The sequence below is a fragment of the Pseudomonas sp. Pc102 genome (assembly GCF_018408275.1).
Taxonomy (GTDB): domain Bacteria; phylum Pseudomonadota; class Gammaproteobacteria; order Pseudomonadales; family Pseudomonadaceae; genus Metapseudomonas; species Metapseudomonas tohonis.
This window is the reverse complement of sequence record NZ_AP021905.1, coordinates 1075956-1095764: the sequence shown is the minus strand read 5'-3', so window position 1 is coordinate 1095764 and position 19809 is coordinate 1075956. Positions and strand designations below refer to the sequence as shown.

15 protein-coding genes are annotated in these 19809 nt (G+C 67.6%); 13 read left to right on the top strand and 2 right to left on the bottom strand.

Going from position 1 to position 19809, the window contains the following annotated elements; translation table 11 throughout:
- Window positions 1–8: 8 nt before the first annotated feature.
- From PHLH3_RS05200 to PHLH3_RS05155, 10 genes are all read left to right on the top strand, one after another.
- On the top strand, window positions 9–806 hold the full coding sequence (locus PHLH3_RS05200) for a nucleotidyltransferase domain-containing protein (protein WP_213628459.1): 798 nt from the start codon (window positions 9–11) through the stop codon (window positions 804–806).
- Between the two features lie 29 nt (window positions 807–835).
- Window positions 836–1747, top strand: a complete 912-nt coding sequence (locus PHLH3_RS05195; RefSeq protein ID WP_213628458.1) for a hypothetical protein — start codon at window positions 836–838, stop codon at window positions 1745–1747.
- A 47-nt stretch (window positions 1748–1794) separates the two neighbouring features.
- A complete protein-coding gene (locus tag PHLH3_RS05190) occupies window positions 1795–3174 on the top strand; it encodes a hypothetical protein (protein ID WP_213628457.1) in 1380 nt (459 codons plus the stop codon).
- A 29-nt stretch (window positions 3175–3203) separates the two neighbouring features.
- Window positions 3204–4085: a hypothetical protein gene (locus tag PHLH3_RS05185; RefSeq protein ID WP_213628456.1), complete on the top strand. Its 882-nt coding sequence runs from the start codon at window positions 3204–3206 to the stop codon at window positions 4083–4085.
- The gene (rtcA, locus tag PHLH3_RS05180) at window positions 4082–5107 is read left to right on the top strand and encodes an RNA 3'-terminal phosphate cyclase (RefSeq protein WP_213628455.1); all 1026 of its coding nucleotides are present in this window, start codon (window positions 4082–4084) and stop codon (window positions 5105–5107) included. The genes PHLH3_RS05185 and rtcA overlap by 4 nt, the downstream gene beginning before the upstream one ends.
- A gap of 113 nt (window positions 5108–5220) precedes the next feature.
- Window positions 5221–5592: a hypothetical protein gene (locus PHLH3_RS05175; RefSeq protein WP_213628454.1), complete on the top strand. Its 372-nt coding sequence runs from the start codon at window positions 5221–5223 to the stop codon at window positions 5590–5592.
- Between the two features lie 732 nt (window positions 5593–6324).
- Complete coding sequence (locus PHLH3_RS05170; RefSeq protein ID WP_213628453.1) at window positions 6325–7164, top strand: TIM barrel protein; 840 nt, start codon at window positions 6325–6327, stop codon at window positions 7162–7164.
- Window positions 7165–7178: 14 nt separating this feature from the next.
- Window positions 7179–8231: an isopenicillin N synthase family oxygenase gene (locus PHLH3_RS05165; RefSeq protein WP_173173420.1), complete on the top strand. Its 1053-nt coding sequence runs from the start codon at window positions 7179–7181 to the stop codon at window positions 8229–8231.
- Window positions 8232–8266: 35 nt separating this feature from the next.
- On the top strand, window positions 8267–9067 hold the full coding sequence (locus PHLH3_RS05160; RefSeq protein ID WP_213628452.1) for an ABC transporter substrate-binding protein: 801 nt from the start codon (window positions 8267–8269) through the stop codon (window positions 9065–9067).
- A gap of 84 nt (window positions 9068–9151) precedes the next feature.
- Entirely contained in the window at window positions 9152–10687 is a 1536-nt protein-coding gene (locus tag PHLH3_RS05155; RefSeq protein WP_213628451.1) for an amino acid ABC transporter permease/ATP-binding protein, read from the top strand.
- A gap of 88 nt (window positions 10688–10775) precedes the next feature.
- On the opposite strand, the gene gdhA is transcribed toward PHLH3_RS05155, so the two are convergent.
- Window positions 10776–12110 carry an NADP-specific glutamate dehydrogenase gene (gdhA, locus tag PHLH3_RS05150; protein WP_213628450.1) on the bottom strand — a complete coding sequence of 445 codons (1335 nt, stop codon included), beginning with the start codon at window positions 12108–12110 and terminating at the stop codon, window positions 10776–10778.
- A 353-nt stretch (window positions 12111–12463) separates the two neighbouring features.
- Between gdhA and PHLH3_RS05145 the strand changes: the two genes are divergently transcribed.
- On the top strand, window positions 12464–12868 hold the full coding sequence (locus PHLH3_RS05145) for a hypothetical protein (RefSeq protein ID WP_173173426.1): 405 nt from the start codon (window positions 12464–12466) through the stop codon (window positions 12866–12868).
- Between the two features lie 84 nt (window positions 12869–12952).
- On the opposite strand, the gene ettA is transcribed toward PHLH3_RS05145, so the two are convergent.
- Window positions 12953–14620 (bottom strand): energy-dependent translational throttle protein EttA, encoded by a 1668-nt coding sequence (gene ettA / locus PHLH3_RS05140; protein ID WP_213628449.1) that lies wholly within the window; start codon window positions 14618–14620, stop codon window positions 12953–12955.
- Window positions 14621–14949: 329 nt separating this feature from the next.
- On the opposite strand from ettA, the gene PHLH3_RS05135 reads away from it, so the two are divergent.
- Both PHLH3_RS05135 and PHLH3_RS05130 read left to right on the top strand, forming a co-directional pair.
- A complete protein-coding gene (locus tag PHLH3_RS05135; RefSeq protein WP_213630409.1) occupies window positions 14950–19071 on the top strand; it encodes a bifunctional diguanylate cyclase/phosphodiesterase in 4122 nt (1373 codons plus the stop codon).
- A gap of 345 nt (window positions 19072–19416) precedes the next feature.
- Window positions 19417–19794: a hypothetical protein gene (locus PHLH3_RS05130; protein ID WP_213628448.1), complete on the top strand. Its 378-nt coding sequence runs from the start codon at window positions 19417–19419 to the stop codon at window positions 19792–19794.
- Window positions 19795–19809: the final 15 nt, after the last annotated feature.

The window sequence follows — 19809 nt, the reverse complement described above, 5'->3', positions numbered from 1 at the left end:
CAAACGAAATGACCAGCGACCACCGCCATCCCCTCCCCGCCGCCATGCGCGAGCGGGTGCTGGAGGAACTGCAACGGGTCGAGCGCGAGCGCAACGTCACCGTGCTCTACGCCTGCGAATCCGGCAGCCGCGCCTGGGGCTTCGCCTCCAGCGACAGCGACTACGACGTGCGCTTCGTCTACGTCGAGCAGCCCGACTGGTACCTGCAGGTACGCGAGCCGCGCGACGTGATCGAGCGCCCGCTGGACGACGAACTGGATGTGAGCGGCTGGGAGCTGCGCAAGGCCCTGCGCCTGCTGCGCAACTCCAACCCCACGCTGCTGGAGTGGCTCGACTCGCCCCTGGTCTACCGCCAGGACGACGCCGCCACCGCGCGCCTGCGCGAACTGGCCGAAGCCTTCTGGTCGCCCCGGGCCGTGCGCCACCACTACCTGTCCATGGCCAAGAAGAACTTCCGTAGCTACCTGCAAGGCGACGAGGTGCGTTTCAAGAAGTACCTCTACGTCCTGCGCCCACTGTTGGCGGTACGCTGGCTCGACCAGGGCCGTGGCCGCCCGCCGATGCCCTTCGAGGACCTGCTGGTGACCCTGGACGACCCGGCGCTGCTGGCGGAAATCGACGAGCTGCTGCAGCTCAAGCGCGCCGCCACCGAAGCCACCCACGGCCCGCGCCGCGAGGTGCTGCACGCCTTCATCGAGGCCCAGCTGGCCAGCGCCGGCGAAGCCCCGCAACTGCCACGCGGCCAGGGGGACGACGCCTTGCTGGATGAATTCATGCGGCACTGCGTGCACACCCACGCCACCTGAGGCCATCGCATCAATGGAGAACAGCTGAAATGGACTTCAAACCCTTCGCCGGCCTGCTGCTCCTGGGCCTGACCAGCGGCCTCGCCGCCCAGGAGCGCCAGGTGCTGGACACCCTGCCTCTGGACTCGGCGACGGCCTACGAGCTGTCACTGCCCGCCTGCACCACCGCGCCCTGCCCGTTCGAGCTGCGCCTGTTGAAAGACGGCCGCCCACACGGCACCACGGTGGCGCTGCACTGGGCAGCGACAGCGGCACCAGCCAGCCAGGCAGCGCCCGATCCCCTGTACGGCGCCGGCACGCCCCTGGGGGCTGGCGCGGCGCCCAGGGTGTGGATAACCGGCGAGGAAGAGGGGCAGGTCAGCGCGGCCGCTCGCCTGCTGCGGCTGGCAGATGGCACACCCGCGTTGCTGGTCAGCCAGATGGGCGGCTTCGAGCACCCCAAGCGCCATCACGCCCTGTACCTCGCCACGCCCCAGGGCCCGCACCTGGCCTGGTCCCACGACGAAGCCCCGGGGCCGAACCAGAGCTGGGTGCTGGCACCCACGGGCGACGGCCCGGTGCTGCTGGTGCACGAGCGTGCCGCCGCGATCGACGCAGCGGACCGCCTGGAGACGCGCCGCCTGACCTGGCACCCGGATCGCACGGCTTTCATCGAGGCGATGGCACCGCCCTCGCCGGCCCTGCGCGCCGTGGTCGCCGAGCGCCACCCCAGCGCCATGGCCGCCCAGGCGGCCCGGGACCAGCAGGAAGGCTGCCTGGCAGCCTATGCGGTCATCGATACCGGCGCATCGGGAGCGGCCCGCTACGCCCTGGCACAGGTGGCGGAAAGCGACGCCGAAGCCCGGGCGGAAACCACCCGCCTGCACACGTGCGCAGCGACCCTGCGCCCGGAGACCGTGCCGCTGGCACAGCTATTGACCACGCCCGCACCGACGCAGTAAGCCGGCGGGAGGCGGATGGGGCCTGATCCCCCTCCAAGGAGACCCCAATGAACACCACGCAATGGCTCGCCCATTGGCGGGACCAGCTACGCGTAAAACAGGCAGCGGGCGAGTACACCGACTGGCTGCGGTACCGGCTGGACGAAGCCGAAACCGCCCTCGCCAATGGGACCGTCATCACGGCCCGCGAATTGCCGCTGCAACGCAACGGCTTCATCCGCGAGGGCGTGCTGCGTCGCCAGCTGGAGCGCGAGGATGAAACCGCCCTCGCCCACTGCCTCGTCTGCCTGAACGACCCAGTGGCGAACCTGCGCGAACTGGCGCGGGCCGAACTGGAGCGCCGGCAACCCAACGCCACGGCCGAAGGCCTGCTGGACAACCTCGACCTGCTGCTGGACCTGCAGCGCAAGCAGCGCGCCGACCACAGCGTGGCCCTCGAGCGCATCCGCGCGCGCCTGCGCGAGCCCGCCCTGCGAAGCAACGTGCGGGCGGCATTGCCAGGCCTACGCGGCCAGGAGGCCCGCTTCGTCTTCGACGCCCTGGCAAACGAAGAACAGCCGGATGCCGAGCTGATCGACAAGGCCCTGGTGCACCCCGATCCGGCACTGCGTGCCCGGGTCATGGACAGGCTGGGCCACCTGCCGACGGAATCAGCCACACCGCTCTGGCGACAGGCCCTCTCGGACCGCAACGGCCGCCTGCGCGCCAGGGCGCTGTACGCGGTGATCAAGGCCGAGCCCAATGCACCGGAACTGCACGGCTGGCTGGAAACGGCCCTGCTGGACGTCTCGCCATCCGTCCGCGACCTGGCCCGCTGGGCCGCACCGCGCCACGGTGTCGATGCGGCGGCCGTGGTACGCCGGGCGCTGGTGCTGGACCCGGTGGACAGGGGGCGCTGGCACGGCGTGCTCGGCCAGGCCGCCGAGCTGCGCCTGGAGGAGGCCGTGCCCCTGGCCCGCCAGGCGCTCGCCTCGCCCTTGCCGTCGGTCCGCCGCAGAGGCTTGCAGGTGCTGGTGGATCGGGTTCCGGAGCAGGCCGGCGATGCCTGCCTCGCCTTGCTGGATGACCGCGCGCCGGGTGTACTCGTCGAAGCGCTGCAGGGCCTGGAGCGCCTGTGCCATCCAGCGTTCGAACCGGCACTCCGGGCAGCGATGACACGCCTTGCCGCAACCGACATGGCGGGCTGCCTTCGCCTCAGCCGGATGCTCCCCGCCCACGCCCAGTTGGAGGCACTGCTGGAGGGGCTCTGCGAGGCGCCGCAAGCATCACGCGAACCCTGGTTGCAGGCACTCCGCGTCTGGCGCCACAGGCAGAAAAGACTCGTCAACTGGACCAGCACGACCCACCTCAAGGCCCGGCTGGAGAGCCTGCGTGGCCAGCAGTTGATGCCGGAGGAAGAGCTCTCGGCGCTGATGAGGGCGCTGTAACGAACCATGAACAAGGACGACCAGGACACATGACCAGCAAGACCAAGGGCCCGGCAAGAACACCCGCCAAGTGCAGCCTGCAGGCCTGGTTCGCCCGCAGCGCACCGGTAGCGGTGCTGCTGCGCCGTGGCCCCAGCGATTGGGTGCGGATGATCCGCTGGGACCTGAAGGACGACAGCTTCGAGCCTGGTCAGTGGTTCCACGGCGCCATCGCCACGGAGCAATGCGACCTGTCGGAAGATGGCGAGCTGTTCCTCTATCTCGCGCGGCGCGAGGGACGACGCTACTGGCCCGAGGATTACGGCCCCGTCTGGACAGCAGTCAGCCGCCCCCCGCACTTCACCGCACTGGCGCTGTGGACTCACTCCGGATACGAGGGCGGTGGCGTTTTCAAAGATGTTCGCCAGGTAACGCTCAACATTGCCCAGCCTCGTGAGCGTCGAGCAGGCTCCGAACTGCCGTTGTTGGTGGAGTCGAGCGGACGCTTTTCCAGTTGGGCACAGGCCTGCCTACGCAGGGGCTGGCAGGCTCCAGATCGACCAGACGGAGCGGAAGCCAACCACAATTGGCAGGCCCAAACGCGCCTGACCAAGAAGCAGAGCGAGCTGATGCTGGTCTGGCAGAAACACCGGGCGCCTCGGTATCAGTGGCGGAATCACTTCACCTTGTGGAGAAACGGCGAGCCCACCGCGCTCGAGGATGCCGACTTCGTCGACTTCGACAGCAGCGGCCGGCTGCTGATGGGACGAAAGGCCCAGGTACTGGTATGTCCACGCCCCATAGAAAGCCTCGAATGGACGCAACTGGCTGACTTCTCCGGCGAGCACCCGGAACCCGTACAACCGGCTGAAATGGCCATGACCTGGCCAGACAGCCAGGCAAGAACAACTGATTGGAACACCGAACCATGAAAACGGATTTCCTCGAACTCGACGGCGCCATCGGCGGTGGCCAGATCCTGCGCAGCGCGCTGAGCCTGTCGATGATCAGCGGGCGGGCCTTCCGCATCCGCAATATCCGCGCGAAGCGCAGCCGCCCGGGCCTGTTGCGCCAGCACCTGACGGCCGTGCTGGCAGCGGCCGAGGTCAGCGGCGCCGAGGTGGAAGGCGCGGAGCTGGGCTCGCAGACGCTGCGCTTCACGCCCGGCACCATCCGCGCGGGTGACTACCGCTTCGCCATCGGCAGCGCGGGCAGCTGCACCCTGGTGCTGCAGACCCTGCTGCCGGCGCTGCTGTTCGCCGAGGGGCCGAGCACGCTGGAAGTCAGCGGCGGCACCCATAACCCGCTGGCGCCGCCGGTGGACTTTCTCCAGCGCGCCTGGCTGCCATTGCTGCGCCGCATGGGCACCGAGGTGGAGCTGGAACTGCTGCGCCATGGCTTCATGCAGGCCGGGGGCGGGGTGGTGCGGTTGCGCATGGCGCCCGGCGAACTGCGCCCGCTGCACCTGGAGCCGCCAGGGGCCGTACTGAAACGCCAGGCCCGTGCGCTGCTGGCCGGGGTGCCCGGGCATGTCGGCGAGCGCGAGCTGCAACGGGTGGCCAAGCGCCTGGGCTGGCGTGACGACGAGCTGAGCCTGCAGTTCATCGACAATGACCAGGGGCCGGGCAACGCGCTGTTACTGGAGCTCGCCTGCGAGACGCTGACCGAGGTGTTCTGCGCCTTCGGCCAGCCCCGCGTCGGGGCCGAACGGGTCGCCGACCTGGCGGTGAACGAGGCCCGCGCCTGGCTGGCCAGCGGCGCGGCCGTGGGTGAACACCTCTCGGACCAGTTGCTGCTGCCCATGGCGCTGGCCGGCGGCGGCAGCTTCAGCGCCCCGGTGCTCAGCGAGCACCTGATGAGCAACATCGAGGTGATCCAGCAATTCCTTCCCGTGCGTTGTCAGATCAGGAGCGAGCGGCAGGATTTCCACGACATCGCCATCACGGCGGTTTGACGAATCCACGACATCCTCCCGCCGATACTTGCGCCAGGCCGTCCCAACCCGGGTGGCCGCCGCAATGAAATCCGCGCATGTACGCCCAGCGAACGGGCGCACGGGAGTCGAACATGGCGTCATTCCGCGCCGCCCTTGCCATCCCCCTCGTCCTCGGCGGCGCCCTGCTGGCAGGCTGCGAGAGCACCCACCAGCACCTGATAGCCGAGGGCTACCCACCCGCCTTCGCCGACGGTTTCAGTGACGGCTGCAGCAGCGGGCGCCAGGCGGCGGGTGTGATCACCGGCGCCTTCCGCAAGGACGTGCCGCGCTACCTCAAGGAGCGCACCTACGCCGAAGGCTGGGGCGACGGTTTCGAGCAGTGCAAGGAACAGGTGCGCAGCGAAGAGCTGCGCGAGTTCCACGAGCAAATCTCCAAGGACCGCGACGAGGACTGGGAGCGCGACAAGCGCCGGGCCATGGATCGTGCCTTGATCGGGCATTGAGCCGACGTATCGCCCCGCCAAGGGAGCCCGCCAGCCAACGCGGCAATTCCTTCGGGCCGTCCATGGCCCATCGCGGCTCTCGCGACATCCATGTCGCTCAACCCCTGAAACGACGATTGCGCTCGGCCTCCTGAAAGGGGCATTTGGCGGCTGCTCCAACGTCGAGGCTCACGACTTCACATTGATGTGCGCATCACTACTGGGTGCGCGCTGCGGCTGGCGGCTTTCGTAGGATGGTGTAGAGCGAAGCGAAACCCATGCGGTGGGCGTGACAGGGAGCCATGAATAACCGGAAGCACCGCGCTTGAGGCTTCGCATCGAGTGCACAACAGCTAGCGCAGACCGCCCCGTCCGCGCAGCACGCCGTCATCCTTTCGGCCCCCTGTTAGTTTCGGATTTCCTGAACTAAGTATTTGGCCTTTCCTATTCTTTCGCGGTCCGCGCGCGCCACAGAATCGCTCATCGCGCCGCAGAGCGCGCGGCCCCTCCCCGGGCCACCCGTGATTCCTTTGACTGCCCAAGCCCGCCACAGCCGTGGCGTAACCACAAGAAAGGGTCGGCCCAGCCGCCCCGACCGAGCTTGTCAGAGGACCGCCCATGCGCCGTGCATCACGCCCCCGCCCGTTGCATCTCTCCCTTCCGGCTCCGCTGACGACAATCGCCTGACCGCCCGGCACGCCAGCCGCGCCCGTCGGCCTGCGTGCCGGGTGCGTCCCTGACCGGGATACGCCCATGCGACTCGAACTCTTCCGTACCCTCTGGGGCTACACCGCGCCCCGTGCCCAGGCCCTCGAGGAACTGCGCGCCGCCGGCTTCGACGGCATGGAAGCGCGCCTGCCGCTGGACGCTGCCGAGCGCCGCGCCTTCGCCGGCCTGCTGCGCGACAACCAGCTGGCCTACATCTGCACCCTGTTCACCGCCTACGACGTGCTGCCGAAGCAGGCCGCACAGCCCGACGAGCACCTGGAGGACCTGGCCCGCAAGCTGGACCTGGCCGCCGAGCTGCAGCCGCGTTTCGTCAACCTGCTGGCGGGCAACGACCGCTGGCCGCTGGCGATGCAGGTGGACTTCTTCGGTCGCGCCCTGGAGATCGCCGCCGACCAGGGGCTGGTCTGCTGCTTCGAGACCCATCGCGCCCGCTCGCTGTTCAACCCCTGGGTCACCCTGGAGCTGATCCGCCAACTGCCGGAGCTGCGCTTCACCAGCGACATCAGCCACTGGGTGGTGACCTGCGAGCGCCTGCTGGACGACCCCGAGGACGACCTCGCCCCCTTCGTCGAGCGTGTGCATCACATCCAGGCGCGGGTCGGCTACGACCAGGGGCCGCAGGTGCCCCATCCCGCCGCCCCCGAACACGCCGCCGCGCTGGACTTCCACGAGCGCCACTGGGAAGCGGTGTGGCGATCGCAGCAGGCGCGCGGCTACGCCGTGACCACGCTGACGCCGGAGTTCGGTCCGGACGGTTATCTGCATCACCTGCCCTTCACCGACATGCCGGTCGCCGACCTCTGGCCCCTCAACCAGTGGATCGGCCAGCGCCAGCGCCAGCACTTCCACCGCCTCTTCGGCTGACACGGAGCCACGACATGCACGCACAGGACACGGCCAGCAGTGCCTTCACCTCGATCCCGGTCATCGACATCGCCGGGCTGTTCAGCGAACGCCTGGAGGACCGCCAGGCGGTGGCGCAGGCCCTGGGCAAGGCGGCCCGCGAGGTGGGCTTCCTCTATATCCGCAACCACGGCATCGCCGCGGCACGCATCGACGGCCTGCGCCAGGCCGCACGGGACTACTTCGCCCAGCCGCTGGACGCGAAGATGCGCCACTACATCGGCACCTCCGAGAGCCACAAGGGCTTCGTCCCCGAAGGCGAGGAGGTCTATTCCAAGGGCAAGCCGGATCACAAGGAAGCCTTCGACATCGGCTACGAGGTCAGCCGCGACGACCCGCTGTTCCTCGCCGGCACCCCGCTGCTGGGGCCCAACGACTGGCCGGGCGTTCCCGGCTTCAAGGAAGCGGTGCAGGCCTACTACGCCGACGTCTTCGCCCTCGGCCGCAGGCTGTTCCAGGGCTTCGCCCTGGCCCTCGGGCTGCCGGAGGACTACTTCGATGCCATGGTCAGCCGCCCGCCGTCCAAGCTGCGCCTGATCCACTACCCCTTCGACGACGCCGCCCAGGACGCCCCGGGCATCGGCGCCCACACCGACTACGAGTGCTTCACCATCCTGCTCGCCGACAAGCCGGGCCTGGAGGTGATGAACGAGGACGGTGCCTGGATCGATGCGCCGCCCCTGGATGGGGCCTTCGTGGTGAACATCGGCGACATGCTGGAGGTGATGACCGCCGGCGCCTTCGTCGCCACCTCGCACCGGGTGCGCAGCGTGCGCGAGGAGCGCTACTCCTTCCCGCTGTTCTACGCCTGCGACTTCCACACCCAGATCCGCCCGCTGCCGCAGTTCGCCGGTGACGGCGCCCAGGCCTACGAGGAGATCGCCATCGGCGAGCACATGTGGGCCCAGGCCTTGCAGACGTACCAGTACCTGCGCCGGCGCGTTGAAGCCGGCGAGATCGCCTTGCCGGAGCGGGCACGCAAGCCCTCCAGCTTCGGCCACCTGAAGAACCAGATGCAGCCGTCCTGAGCCGCACACATCCGCTGACCAGAGGAGCACCACCCATGAAGCCTTCCACCGCCCTGCGTTCCACCGCCCTCGCCGCCGCGCTGCTGGCCACCGGCCTTGTCCAGGCCGACGTCGGCGTCACCACCCCCGGCCAGCTCAAGGTCGGCATGGACATCACCTACCCCCCCTTCGAGTCCTACGAGGGCGACAAGGTGGTGGGGTCCGACCCGGACCTGGCGCAAGCCCTGGCCAAGCAGCTGAAACTGGACGTCGCCTACGTCAACACCAAGTTCGCCGGGCTGATCCTCGGCCTCAATGCCCGCCACTTCGACACGGTGATCTCCGGCATGTACATCACCCCGGAACGCACCGCCCAGGCACTGGCCATCCCCTACGCGCAGACCGGCGCCTCGATCCTGGTCAAGGCCGACGCCGAGGCCAGGCCAGAGACCCCGGAAGAGCTGTGTGGCCTCAAGGTCGGCCTGCAGCAGGGCACCACCTGGGTCACCCAGCTGCAGGAGCTGTCCTCCAGCTACTGCACCGCCAACGGCAAGGGCGCCATCACCGTCAGCGAGTACCCCTCCGCCCCCGAGGCCACCCAGGCGATGATCTCCGGCCATATCCAGGCCCAGGTGGAGATCGCCGGTGCGGCGAAGCAGATCGCCGAGCGCTCGCGCCAGCGCGTGGTGGTCAGCACCCCGGGGCTGATCTACAAGCAGACCCTCGGCATCTACGTGCAGAAGGACAACAAGGCGCTGCACGACGCCCTGCTCGAGGCCCTGGAAGGCGCCAAGGCCAGCGGCGAGTACACCGCCATGCTGAGCAAATACAGCCTCGAAGCCCCCGCCGCCAACTGAGCGTGACGGCGGCGCCGCTTCGGGCGCCGCCCCGTTTCCCGCGATACGGGCCCGCCCTCGCAGGGCGGGTCGACCGAGGTGCCCATGCAATTCGAATGGTCGTATTTCTTCTCGCTGTTCTCGCTGGTCGATTTCTGGAAGGCCTGCGTCACGGTGATCGAACTGAGCACCCTGGCCTGGTTCATCGGCATGGTCCTGGGCTTTCTCCTGGCCAGCGCCAGGCTCTCCACGCATCCGCTGCTGCGGGTGCCGGTGGGCCTCTACATCTGGTTCTTCCGCAGCGTGCCGCTGCTGGTGCTGGTGGTGTTCGTCTACAACCTGCCGCAGCTGTTCCCGGTCACCGGCAAGCTGCTGTCCAACCCCTTTCTCGCCGGCCTGTTCGCCCTGGTGCTGACCGAGGCCGCCTACATGGCCGAGATCCACCGCGGCGGGCTGATCTCGGTGGCCAAGGGGCAGAAGGAAGCCGGCCGCGCACTGGCCATCGGCGGGATCGGCATCCAGCGCCTGATCGTCATCCCGCAGGCCTTCCGCATCTCCCTGCCGACACTGATCAACGAATACATCACGGTGGTGAAGCTGACCTCGCTGGTCTCGGTGATCTCCCTCACCGAGTTGCTGATGGTCGGCCAGCGCCTCTACGCGCAGAACTTCCTGGTGATGGAGACGCTCTGCGCCGTGGCCGCCTACTACGTGCTGATCGTCACCCTGTTCGGCTGGCTGCTGGGCGCGCTGGAGCGCCGTCTCGACCTCTCCCGTCGCGCCCCGCAGACGCTGACCGCCGAGGCCGTAGCCGCCCTGCGCGGCACGGGCCAGCGCCTCGCCGCCCGGCTGGCGCGCGCCACCGGCAAGGGCACGCCACCGGCGCTGCAACTGCAGAACATCCACAAGCGCTACGGCCGCCACGAAGTGCTCAAGGGCATCGAGCTCAAGGTGGGAGCGGGCGAGGTGGTGTCGATCATCGGCCCGTCGGGCTCGGGGAAGACATCGTTGATCCGTACCATCAACGGCCTGGAGAGCATCGACCAGGGCGAGATCGTGCTCTTCGGCGAAACCTACATCGCCTCGGGTGACAAACCCGGCAACGCCCGCGTGCGCCGGGGCGTGCAGCACATCGGCATGGTGTTCCAGAACTTCAACCTGTTTCCCCACCGCACCCTGCTCGACAACGTCACCCTGGCACCGCGCTACCACGGCCGCCTGTCACGCCAGGAGGCGGAGGCCCGCGCCTGCGCCCTGCTGGACAAGGTCGGCCTGCTGGCGCATGCGCACAAGTACCCGCACCAGCTCTCCGGCGGCCAGCAGCAGCGTGTCGCCATCGCCCGCGCGCTGGCGATGGACCCGCAGATCATGCTGTTCGACGAGCCCACCTCGGCCCTCGACCCGGAGCTGGTGGGGGAAGTGCTGAAGGTGATCCGCGACCTCGCCAGCGAGGGCATGACGCTGGTGATCGTCACCCACGAGATGGAATTCGCGCTGTCGATCTCCGACCGGGTGATCCTCATGGAGGACGGCCTGGTCCAGGTCGACGCCAGCCCCCAGGCGATCCGCGAGAACCGTGCCGGCGAGCGCATACGCCGCTTCATGGGGTTGCAGGAAGAGAGCCAGCGGGCCAGCGCCTGATCGCCCTGTGGTGCAAACGCAAAGGGCAGCCATCGGCTGCCCTTTTCTTCGCGGCTGACCCCGCTCCCACCAGGAGAGCGGTCGCGTCTCAGACCACGCCTTGCGCCAGCATGGCGTCGGCCACCTTGACGAAGCCGGCGATGTTGGCGCCCTTCACGTAGTTGATCCGGCCGTTCTCCTCGCCGTGGGCGACGCAGGCATGGTGGATGTTCTGCATGATGCCGTGCAGGCGCTGGTCCACCTCGCCGGCGCTCCAGTGCAGGCGCATGGCGTTCTGGCTCATCTCCAGGCCGCTGGTGGCGACGCCGCCGGCGTTGGAGGCCTTGCCCGGCGCGTAGAGGATGCCGGCCTCGATGAAGATATCCACAGCCTCCAGGGTCGAGGGCATGTTGGCGCCTTCGGCGACGCAGATGCAGCCGCCCGCCAGCAGGGTGCGGGCGTCATCGGCATCCAGCTCGTTCTGGGTGGCGCAGGGCAGCGCGATGTCGCAGGCCAGATTCCAGGGGCGCTGGCCGGCGATGAAGCGCAGCCCGGCGCCCTGCAGTTCGCTGAGGCGCCCGCGACGCACGTTCTTCAGCTCCATCACCGCCTCCCACTGTTCTTGGGTGAGGCCGCCCTCGGCGAACAGGGTGCCTTCGGAGTCGGACAGGGAAATCACCTTGCCGCCCAGCTCCATGACCTTCTGCGCCGCGTACTGGGCGACGTTGCCGGAGCCGGAGATGGCCACGCGCTGGCCGTCGAAACCGCTGTTGCGGCCCTTGAGCATCTCTTGGGCGAAGTACACGCAGCCGTAGCCGGTGGCTTCCGGGCGGATCAGGCTGCCGCCGTAGGCCAGGCCCTTGCCGGTGAGCACCGAGGTGAACTCGTTGGACAGGCGCTTGTACTGGCCGAAGAGGAAGCCGATCTCGCGGGCGCCGACACCGATGTCACCGGCGGGCACGTCGAGGTCGGCGCCGATGTGGCGGTACAGCTCGCTCATGAAGGACTGGCAGAAGCGCATGACTTCGGCGTCGCTCTTGCCCTTGGGGTCGAAGTCCGAACCACCCTTGCCGCCGCCCATGGGCAGCGAGGTCAGGGAGTTCTTGAACACCTGCTCGAAGGCCAGGAACTTGAGCACGCCGAGGTTCACCGAGGGGTGGAAGCGCAGGCCACCCTTGTAGGGACCGATGGCGCTGCTCATCTGCACGCGGTAGCCACGGTTGACCCGCACGCGGCCGGCATCGTCGACCCAGGGCACGCGGAACAGGATGGCGCGCTCGGGCTCCACCAGGCGCTCGAGGATGCCAGCCTGCAGGTAGCGCGGGTTGGCTTCGAGGAAGGGCCAGAGGCTGCGCAGCACTTCTTCCACGGCCTGGTGGAACTCGGGCTGGTCGGGGTCACGCCGTTTCAGGCGGGCAAGATAGTTGTCGACGGATTCGGTCATGGCGTCCTGGCCTGCTCGTTCTGTTCAAAAGGGCGCTGACTCTAACAAGGAAAACACGCCCTACAGAAGTGCAAAATGACGCTTTATTGAATCTTTTTGGTGCAATTCTATAAAAGCCGCCGAAAGCTAAAGGGATAAACCGCTCTGAAACGGCGAATTACCGACGCTTCCACTGCACCTTGTCGGAGCGGTTGCAGCCCTCATATGGCGCATCCCGGCCACACGGGCTCCGGCGAGTGCCCCGCGAGCCTGCCGAGAGCCTTTGTATCCGCGCATGTCCAGGGGAGAACCCGGCACCTTCGCACCAGTCATAGCGATGTGCCATTTCGGCACCCACTCCCAGGAGTCCTTCCATGTACAGCTCGCGCATGCGTCCTTCCATCCTCGCCGCCACCACGCTCACCGCCCTGCTGCTCGCCGGCATCGGCCAGGCGCGGGCAGGCGTCGAGATGGCGGGCTCGGCCGGCAACTACGACAACCTTGCCGCCGTGGAGCGCACCTCCAGCGGCCGGCTGACCGAGAGCAACATCAGCGTCGGCGACGTCAAGGAGATGCAGAAGCACATCAACAGGCTGAACCAGCTGACCAGCGATCAGGCCGACACCATCAGCGCCCTGAGGCGCCAGGTGGACGACCTCAAGCGCGACAGCGGCTCGGCCAGCGAACTGTCCGGCATCCAGCGCCGGCTGGAGGCGCAGGAACGCAAGACCGACCAGCTGCAACGCAGCCTGGACGACCTGGCCCGCAAGGTGAAGTGAGCCGGGAGCGGAAACGAAAACGGAGCCTTTCGGCTCCGTTTTCATGTCCGGCCCACCCGGTGTCGACCGGGGGATGACCTCAGGTCACTGGGCCAGCTTCTTGTGACGCACGCGGTGCGGCTGGGCAGCGGCATCGCCCAGGCGCTTCTTGCGATCGGCTTCGTACTCGGTGTAGTTGCCTTCGAAGAACACCGCTTGCGAGTCGTCCTCGTACGCCAGGATGTGGGTGGCCACGCGGTCCAGGAACCACCGATCGTGGGAAATCACGATGGCGGCGCCCGGGAAGTCCAGCAGGGCTTCTTCCAGGGAACGCAGGGTCTCGACGTCGAGGTCGTTGGACGGTTCGTCGAGCAGCAGGACGTTGCCACCCTCCTTCAGGGTCAGGGCCAGGTGCAGGCGGCCACGCTCACCACCGGAGAGGTCCTTGACGAACTTCTGCTGGTCGCCGCCCTTGAAGTTGAAGCGGCCGACATAGGTGCGCGACGGGATCTCGTAGCTGCCGATGCGGATCTGGTCGGAGCCGTCGGAAATCTGCTGGAACACGGTCTTGTTGCCGTCCAGGTCATCGCGGCTCTGGTCCACGCACGCGAGCTTCACGGTCTCGCCGATCTCGATGCTGCCGGAGTCCGGGGTTTCCTTGCCCATGATCATGCGGAACAGGGTCGACTTGCCCGCGCCGTTGCCGCCGATCACGCCGACGATGGCGCCCTTGGGCATGGAGAACGACAGATTGTCGATCAGCACGCGGTCGCCGTAGCCCTTGGTGACGTTCTTGAACTCGATGACCTTGTCGCCCAGGCGCGGACCGGCCGGGATGTAGATCTCGTTGGTCTCGCTGCGCTTCTGGAATTCCTGCGACTGCATCTCCTCGAAGCGCTGCAGGCGGGCCTTGGATTTCGACTGGCGGGCCTTGGCGCCCTTGCGCACCCACTCCAGTTCTTCCTTCATGGCCTTCTCGTGGGCCGACTGCTGCTTGGATTCCTGGGCCAGGCGGGCCGACTTGGTCTCCAGCCAACCGGAGTAGTTGCCCTCGTACGGAATGCCGGCGCCACGGTCGAGCTCGAGGATCCAGCCGGCGACGTTGTCGAGGAAGTAACGGTCGTGGGTGATGGCCACCACTGTGCCCGGGAAGTCGTGGAGGAAGTGCTCCAGCCAGGCGACGGAGTCGGCGTCCAGGTGGTTGGTCGGTTCGTCCAGCAGCAGCATGTCGGGGGCCGACAGCAGCAGGCGGCACAGGGCCACGCGGCGCTTCTCGCCACCGGAGAGGTGCTCGATGCGGGCGTCCCAGGCCGGCAGGCGCAGCGCGTCGGCGGCGACTTCCAGCTGGCGCTCCAGGTTGTGGCCATCGCTGGCCTGGAGGATGGCCTCGAGCTTGGCCTGCTCGGCGGCCAGCTTGTCGAAGTCGGCGTCCGGGTCGGCGTAGGCGGCGTAGACCTCGTCCAGGCGGGCCTGGGCGTCCTTCACGACGCTGACCGCTTCCTCGACCACTTCACGCACGCTCTTGGTCGGGTCCAGCTGCGGTTCCTGGGGCAGGTAGCCGATGTTCAGCTCGGGCATAGGCCGTGCTTCGCCGTCGAACTCGGTGTCCACACCGGCCATGATCTTCAGCAGGGTCGATTTGCCCGAGCCGTTGAGGCCCAGCACGCCGATCTTGGCGCCGGGGAAAAACGACAGGGAGATGTTCTTGAGGATTTCCCGCTTCGGCGGAACGACCTTGCTCAGCCGATGCATGGTGAAGACGTATTGAGCCATGGGTGACCTTGGTTCTGTGATCAGGGGTAAAGGCGGGGACGCATGCGCTCCCGCGCGCGTGCGGCAAAGCTACCGGAATGGGCGAAGCAGGGCAAACGACGCTCGTCGGCCATGCTGGCACTCTGCCTCACTTCAAGGCATGCTAGCCCGCTTGTAAGCGCCGGACTACAGTTCAGTCGGCCAGCATCACCTGCCTATTTCGTCGTCATCGCAGGATTCGTCCAGTGCCCAAGCTTCGCCCCTCGACAACCCCGCGTGCGCCCGGAGAGCCGTACGGCCCGCCACTGCACCGCTCGGTCAAGGGGCTTCTACTGGTCCTCGTGCTGTCCATGCTCGGCCTGCTGTTCTGGCAGCTGCAGCAGGAATACCACCAGTTGAAGGACGGCCAGCGCCAGCGCAGCCAGGAGCTGGCCCGCGAGATCACCAGCCACCTCGAAGGCAGCATGGACTTCAAGGCCCAGGCCGGGCTCGCATTCCTTGCACAGAGCGCCCGGCAGCCGTCCCTCGAACCCGACCTGCTGGGCAACCTCAAGCGCATCTACCCAGCCATGCGCAGCGTCGCCTGGCTGACGCCGCGTGGCGGCATCCTCGCCGACAGCGACCCCGCCGCCGCCGACGCGCTGTTCGTCGCCAGCCTCGCGCAACGCTCCGCCGGCCAGGCCGTGCACTTCTCCTTCAGCGCCCAGGACGGTGGCCAGCTCTACCTGATCCTGCGGGACATCGAGGCCGGCAACGCCTGGCTGCTGCGCCTCGATCCGCAGGCGTTGCGCAACTGGATCCGCGAACAGGAGCGCGACCAGTCCGGCTGGCTGCTGGAGGACCGTTTCAGCGACCGCGTGCTGCTGCACAGCGGCAAGGTCGCCAAGGACAGCCCCATCGTGATGCCGGTGACGGCGCTGGAAGAGTCCCAGACCCTGTTCATCGCGCCGCTCGCCAACAGCGACTGGCAGCTGCGCGCCCTCTACGACGAACGCCAGGTGCAGGCCGAACTGCTGCCGGGCCTGATCGGGCGGCTGGCGCTGTTCCTCATCTGCGCCACCCTGGCGACCCTCGCGCTCCTCGTCCTGCAGCGCGAGCAACGCAACCTGCGCGAACTCAACGACGCCTCGCGGCGCTCCCTGCGCCAGGCCGCCAGCGCCCTCGGCGTGATCGAGGAGCGCGTGGTGGTGACCTGGACCGACGGCGTCGTCTGCTACCTCAACGCCCGCGCCGAGGCGATGTTCGGCATGAGCAGCGAAGAATCCCAGCAATACCACCTGCTGGCCCTGCTGCCCGGGCTGGACCCGCTGCTGCTGCACGCCACCACCTTCCCCAACGACCTCGGCCCGGACCTGGTGCCCGCCGGCGTCGATGGCGAGCAGCGCCTGTTCGCCGTGACCCGCAGCGACCTCAACGACGGCGCCAAGCTGATCGGCTACGTCTGGGTCCTGCGCGACGTCACCGAGGAGCAGCAGGCCCTGCGCGTGCTGCAGGAAACCCGCCGGCGCTACCAGGACATCTTCGAAGGCACCGGCGTCGCCCTCTGCGTGCTCGACCTGTCCACCCTGCGCGAGCACCTGTTCCAGCTGGGCCTGCGCGATACCCAGGCCCTCGCCCAGTGGATCGACACCCACCCCGGGCGCCACGGCGAGCTGCTGCAGCGCCTGCGCATCACCGAGGTCAACCAGTTCGCCCTGCGCCTGCTCGGCGTCGGCAGCAGCGAACAGGCCTGGCAGCAACTGATCGGCCACGGCCCGCTGCGCAACGGCGGCATCCGCGCCCAGCTCATCGGCGCCGTGCTCGGCAGCCAGTCGCAGATCGAACTGGAGACCCGCATCGTCACGCCCCAGGGCACCGAGCGGCATCTCTGGGTGGTGCTGCGCCTGCCGGAAATGATCCAGGACCTGCACGCCGTCACCCTCAGCATCAGCGACATCACCAGCCGCAAGCGCATCGAGCTGTCGCTGATCGAGCGCGAGCGTTTCTGGTCCGACGTGGTGCTGGCCGTGCCGGACACCCTCTACGTGCACGACATCGGCAACCGCAAGGTGATGCTCAGCAACAATCGCCTCGGCCAGCAGCTGGGCTACAGCCGCAGCGAGCTGAAGGCGATGGGCGAGCGCTTCTGGGAGCAGGTGCTGCACCCCGACGACGAAGAGCAGTACTGGCGCATGCGCAGCCTGCAGCAGGTGGTCGGCGACGGCCTGCTGCTGCAGTGCCAGCTGCGCTGGCGCCACCGCGACGGCAACTGGCACTGGTTCGACATCCGCGAGCAGTCGCTGACCCGCGATGAGAACGGCCGGGTCAGCCGCCTGATCGGCGTGGCCAAGGACATCACCGAGCAGATCGAGGCCAGCGAGCTGATGCGCGAGAGCGAGCGGCGCTACCGCCTGCTGGCCGAAAGCATCAGCGACGTGATCTTCACCAGCGACCGCCAGTTGCAGCTCAACTACGTCAGCCCCTCGGTGACGCCGGTGCTGGGCCTGAGCGCCGAGTCGGTGATCGCCAACGGCTTCAACAACGCCGTCGCCGACCCGCGCCAGATGGCCCCGCTCTACGTGCTGCTGGACCAGGTCAGCAACGCCCTGGGCAATCCCCAGCGCCTGGCCGAGCTGCGCTCGCGCCTGCCCGCCCAGTTGTTCCTCTTCGACTGCCTGCGCGCCGACGGCCGCAAGATCCCCGTGGAGCTGCGCATCATGCTCATGTGGGACGAGCACGGCAGCTTCGAGGGGCTGCTCGGCGTCGGCCGCGACATCAGCCAGCAACGCCGCGCCGAGAAGGACCTGCGCATGGCGGCGACGGTCTTCGAGCACTCCACCTCGGCGATCCTGGTCACCGACCCGGCCGGCTATATCGTCCAGGTCAACGAGGCCTTCAGCCGCATCACCGGCTACTCATCCGCCGAAGTCCTCGACCAGCTGCCGTCGGTGCTCACCGCCGACCGCCAGCAGGCCACCCAGCTCAACTACATCCTCGGCCAGCTCAACCAGCGCGGCAGCTGGGAAGGCGAGGTCTGGCTCAAGCGCCGCCAGGGCGACACCTATCCCTCCTGGATCGGCATCACCGCGGTGCACGACGAGGAAGGCGACCTGGTCAGCTACGTCTGCTTCTTCAGCGACATCAGCGAGCGCAAGGCCAGCGAGCAGCGCATCCACCGCCTGGCCTACTACGACGCCCTCACCCACCTGCCCAACCGCACGCTGTTCCAGGACCGCCTGCACACCGCGCTGCAGCATGCCGAGCGGCACCAGGAATGGGTGGTGCTGATGTTCCTCGACCTCGACCGCTTCAAGCCGATCAACGACTCCCTCGGCCACGCCGCCGGCGACCGCATGCTCAAGGACGTGGCCATCCGCCTGGCCGCCTGCGTCGACGACGACGACACCGTGGCGCGCATGGGCGGCGACGAATTCACCCTGCTGCTGCAACCGCGCACCACCCGCGAGGGTGCGCTCAACCGCGCCATCAACGTGGCCGAACAGATCCTCGCCAGCCTCGCCCGGCCCTTCGTGCTCGAAGGCCGCGAATTCTTCGTGACCGCCAGCATCGGCATCGCCCTCAGCCCGCAGGACGGCCGCGAGCTGAGCCAGTTGATGAAGAACGCCGACACCGCGATGTACCACGCCAAGGAACGCGGCAAGAACAACTTCCAGTTCTACCAGGCCGAGATGAACGCCCGTGCCCTGGAGCGCCTGGAGCTGGAGAGCGACCTGCGCCACGCCCTGGAGCAGCGCGAGTTCATGCTCTATTACCAGCCGCAGTTCTCCGGCGACGGCAAGCGCCTGACCGGCGTCGAGGCACTGCTGCGCTGGAACCACCCGACCCGTGGCCTGGTGCCGCCCAATGACTTCATCCCGGTGCTCGAAGAACTCGGCCTGGTGGTGGACGTCGGCGACTGGGTGCTGCGCGAGGCCTGTCGCCAGCTCAGGCACTGGCACCAGCAGAAGATGCGCCTGCCGAAGATCTCGGTGAACATCTCCGCCCGCCAGTTCGCCGACGGACAGCTGGTCGAGCGTATCTCCGAGATCATCACCGAGAGCGGCCTGCCGCCGGCGTGCCTGGAACTGGAGCTGACCGAATCCATCCTGATGCGCGACGTCGGCGAAGCCATGCAGATCCTCGCCAGCCTCAAGCGCCTGGGCCTGTGCATCGCGGTCGACGACTTCGGCACCGGCTACTCCTCGCTCAACTACCTCAAGCAGTTCCCCATCGACGTGCTGAAGATCGACCGCAGCTTCGTCGACGGCCTGCCCGACGGCGAACGCGACGCACAGATCGCCCGCGCCATCATCGCCATGTCCCACAGCCTCAACCTCGCGGTGATCGCCGAAGGCGTGGAAACCCACGCCCAGCTGGAGTTCCTCCGCGAGCACGGCTGCGACGAGGTGCAGGGCTACCTATTCGGCCGCCCCATGAGCCCCGAGCAGTTCGAAGCCCAGTTCGGCGGCGCCGCGCTGTTCATGCTCAGTTGACCGGCGCACGGAGCCGACATCGACCGCCGTGCCAGCCGCTGTGATGGGCGTCTGGTTGTCATACAAATGAAGTTGAATATTTCCTACAGCCCTGCCAGATTTCGCTTCGCTATTTAAGTGTTGCAAAGGATTGCAAGTACGAAGCGACTCCAAGACACCCTCGCCAGTATCTGCAAAAACCCCTGAATTAGCTGACCCTGCCGCCAAGTCGTGGCTTTTTTTCGTGGCCGGAAAACAGCGTCCCGGAGTAGCGGCCCCTCGGGCCCATCCCTTTCCGGCCGCTCGTCACAGGTAGCCAGGCGTTCCACGCACCCAACAAGAACCCCGCACAAGGATGATTGCGTCATGACCGTTTCTCGCGCCCCGAAACACCGCCCCACCCCTGCCAACCTGCTCCGCTGCGCTGTCGCACTGGGGCTCGCCGCCATGCTCGGCGGCTGCAACTCCGCCGAATCCGAAGTCCAGAAGGTAGTGATCGACAACCTGCTGGTGAAGGACGTCTACAAGTTCGGCGAATACACCGAAATAAACGGCATTGGCGCTTGCCAGACCGTCAACAGCGTCAGGGCCGATGGCCGGGAAACCGGTGACATGCAAGCCTTCGTGATGAAGAAGGACGGCACCTGGCACTTCCTGAACTTCCTCCCGGGCTCCCATGAAGAGTGCGTCACGGCGGGTGAAGAAATGACCCAGGAGCTGCTGGACAAGGGCTACAAGGGCTGAGCGGCCCACTGAATC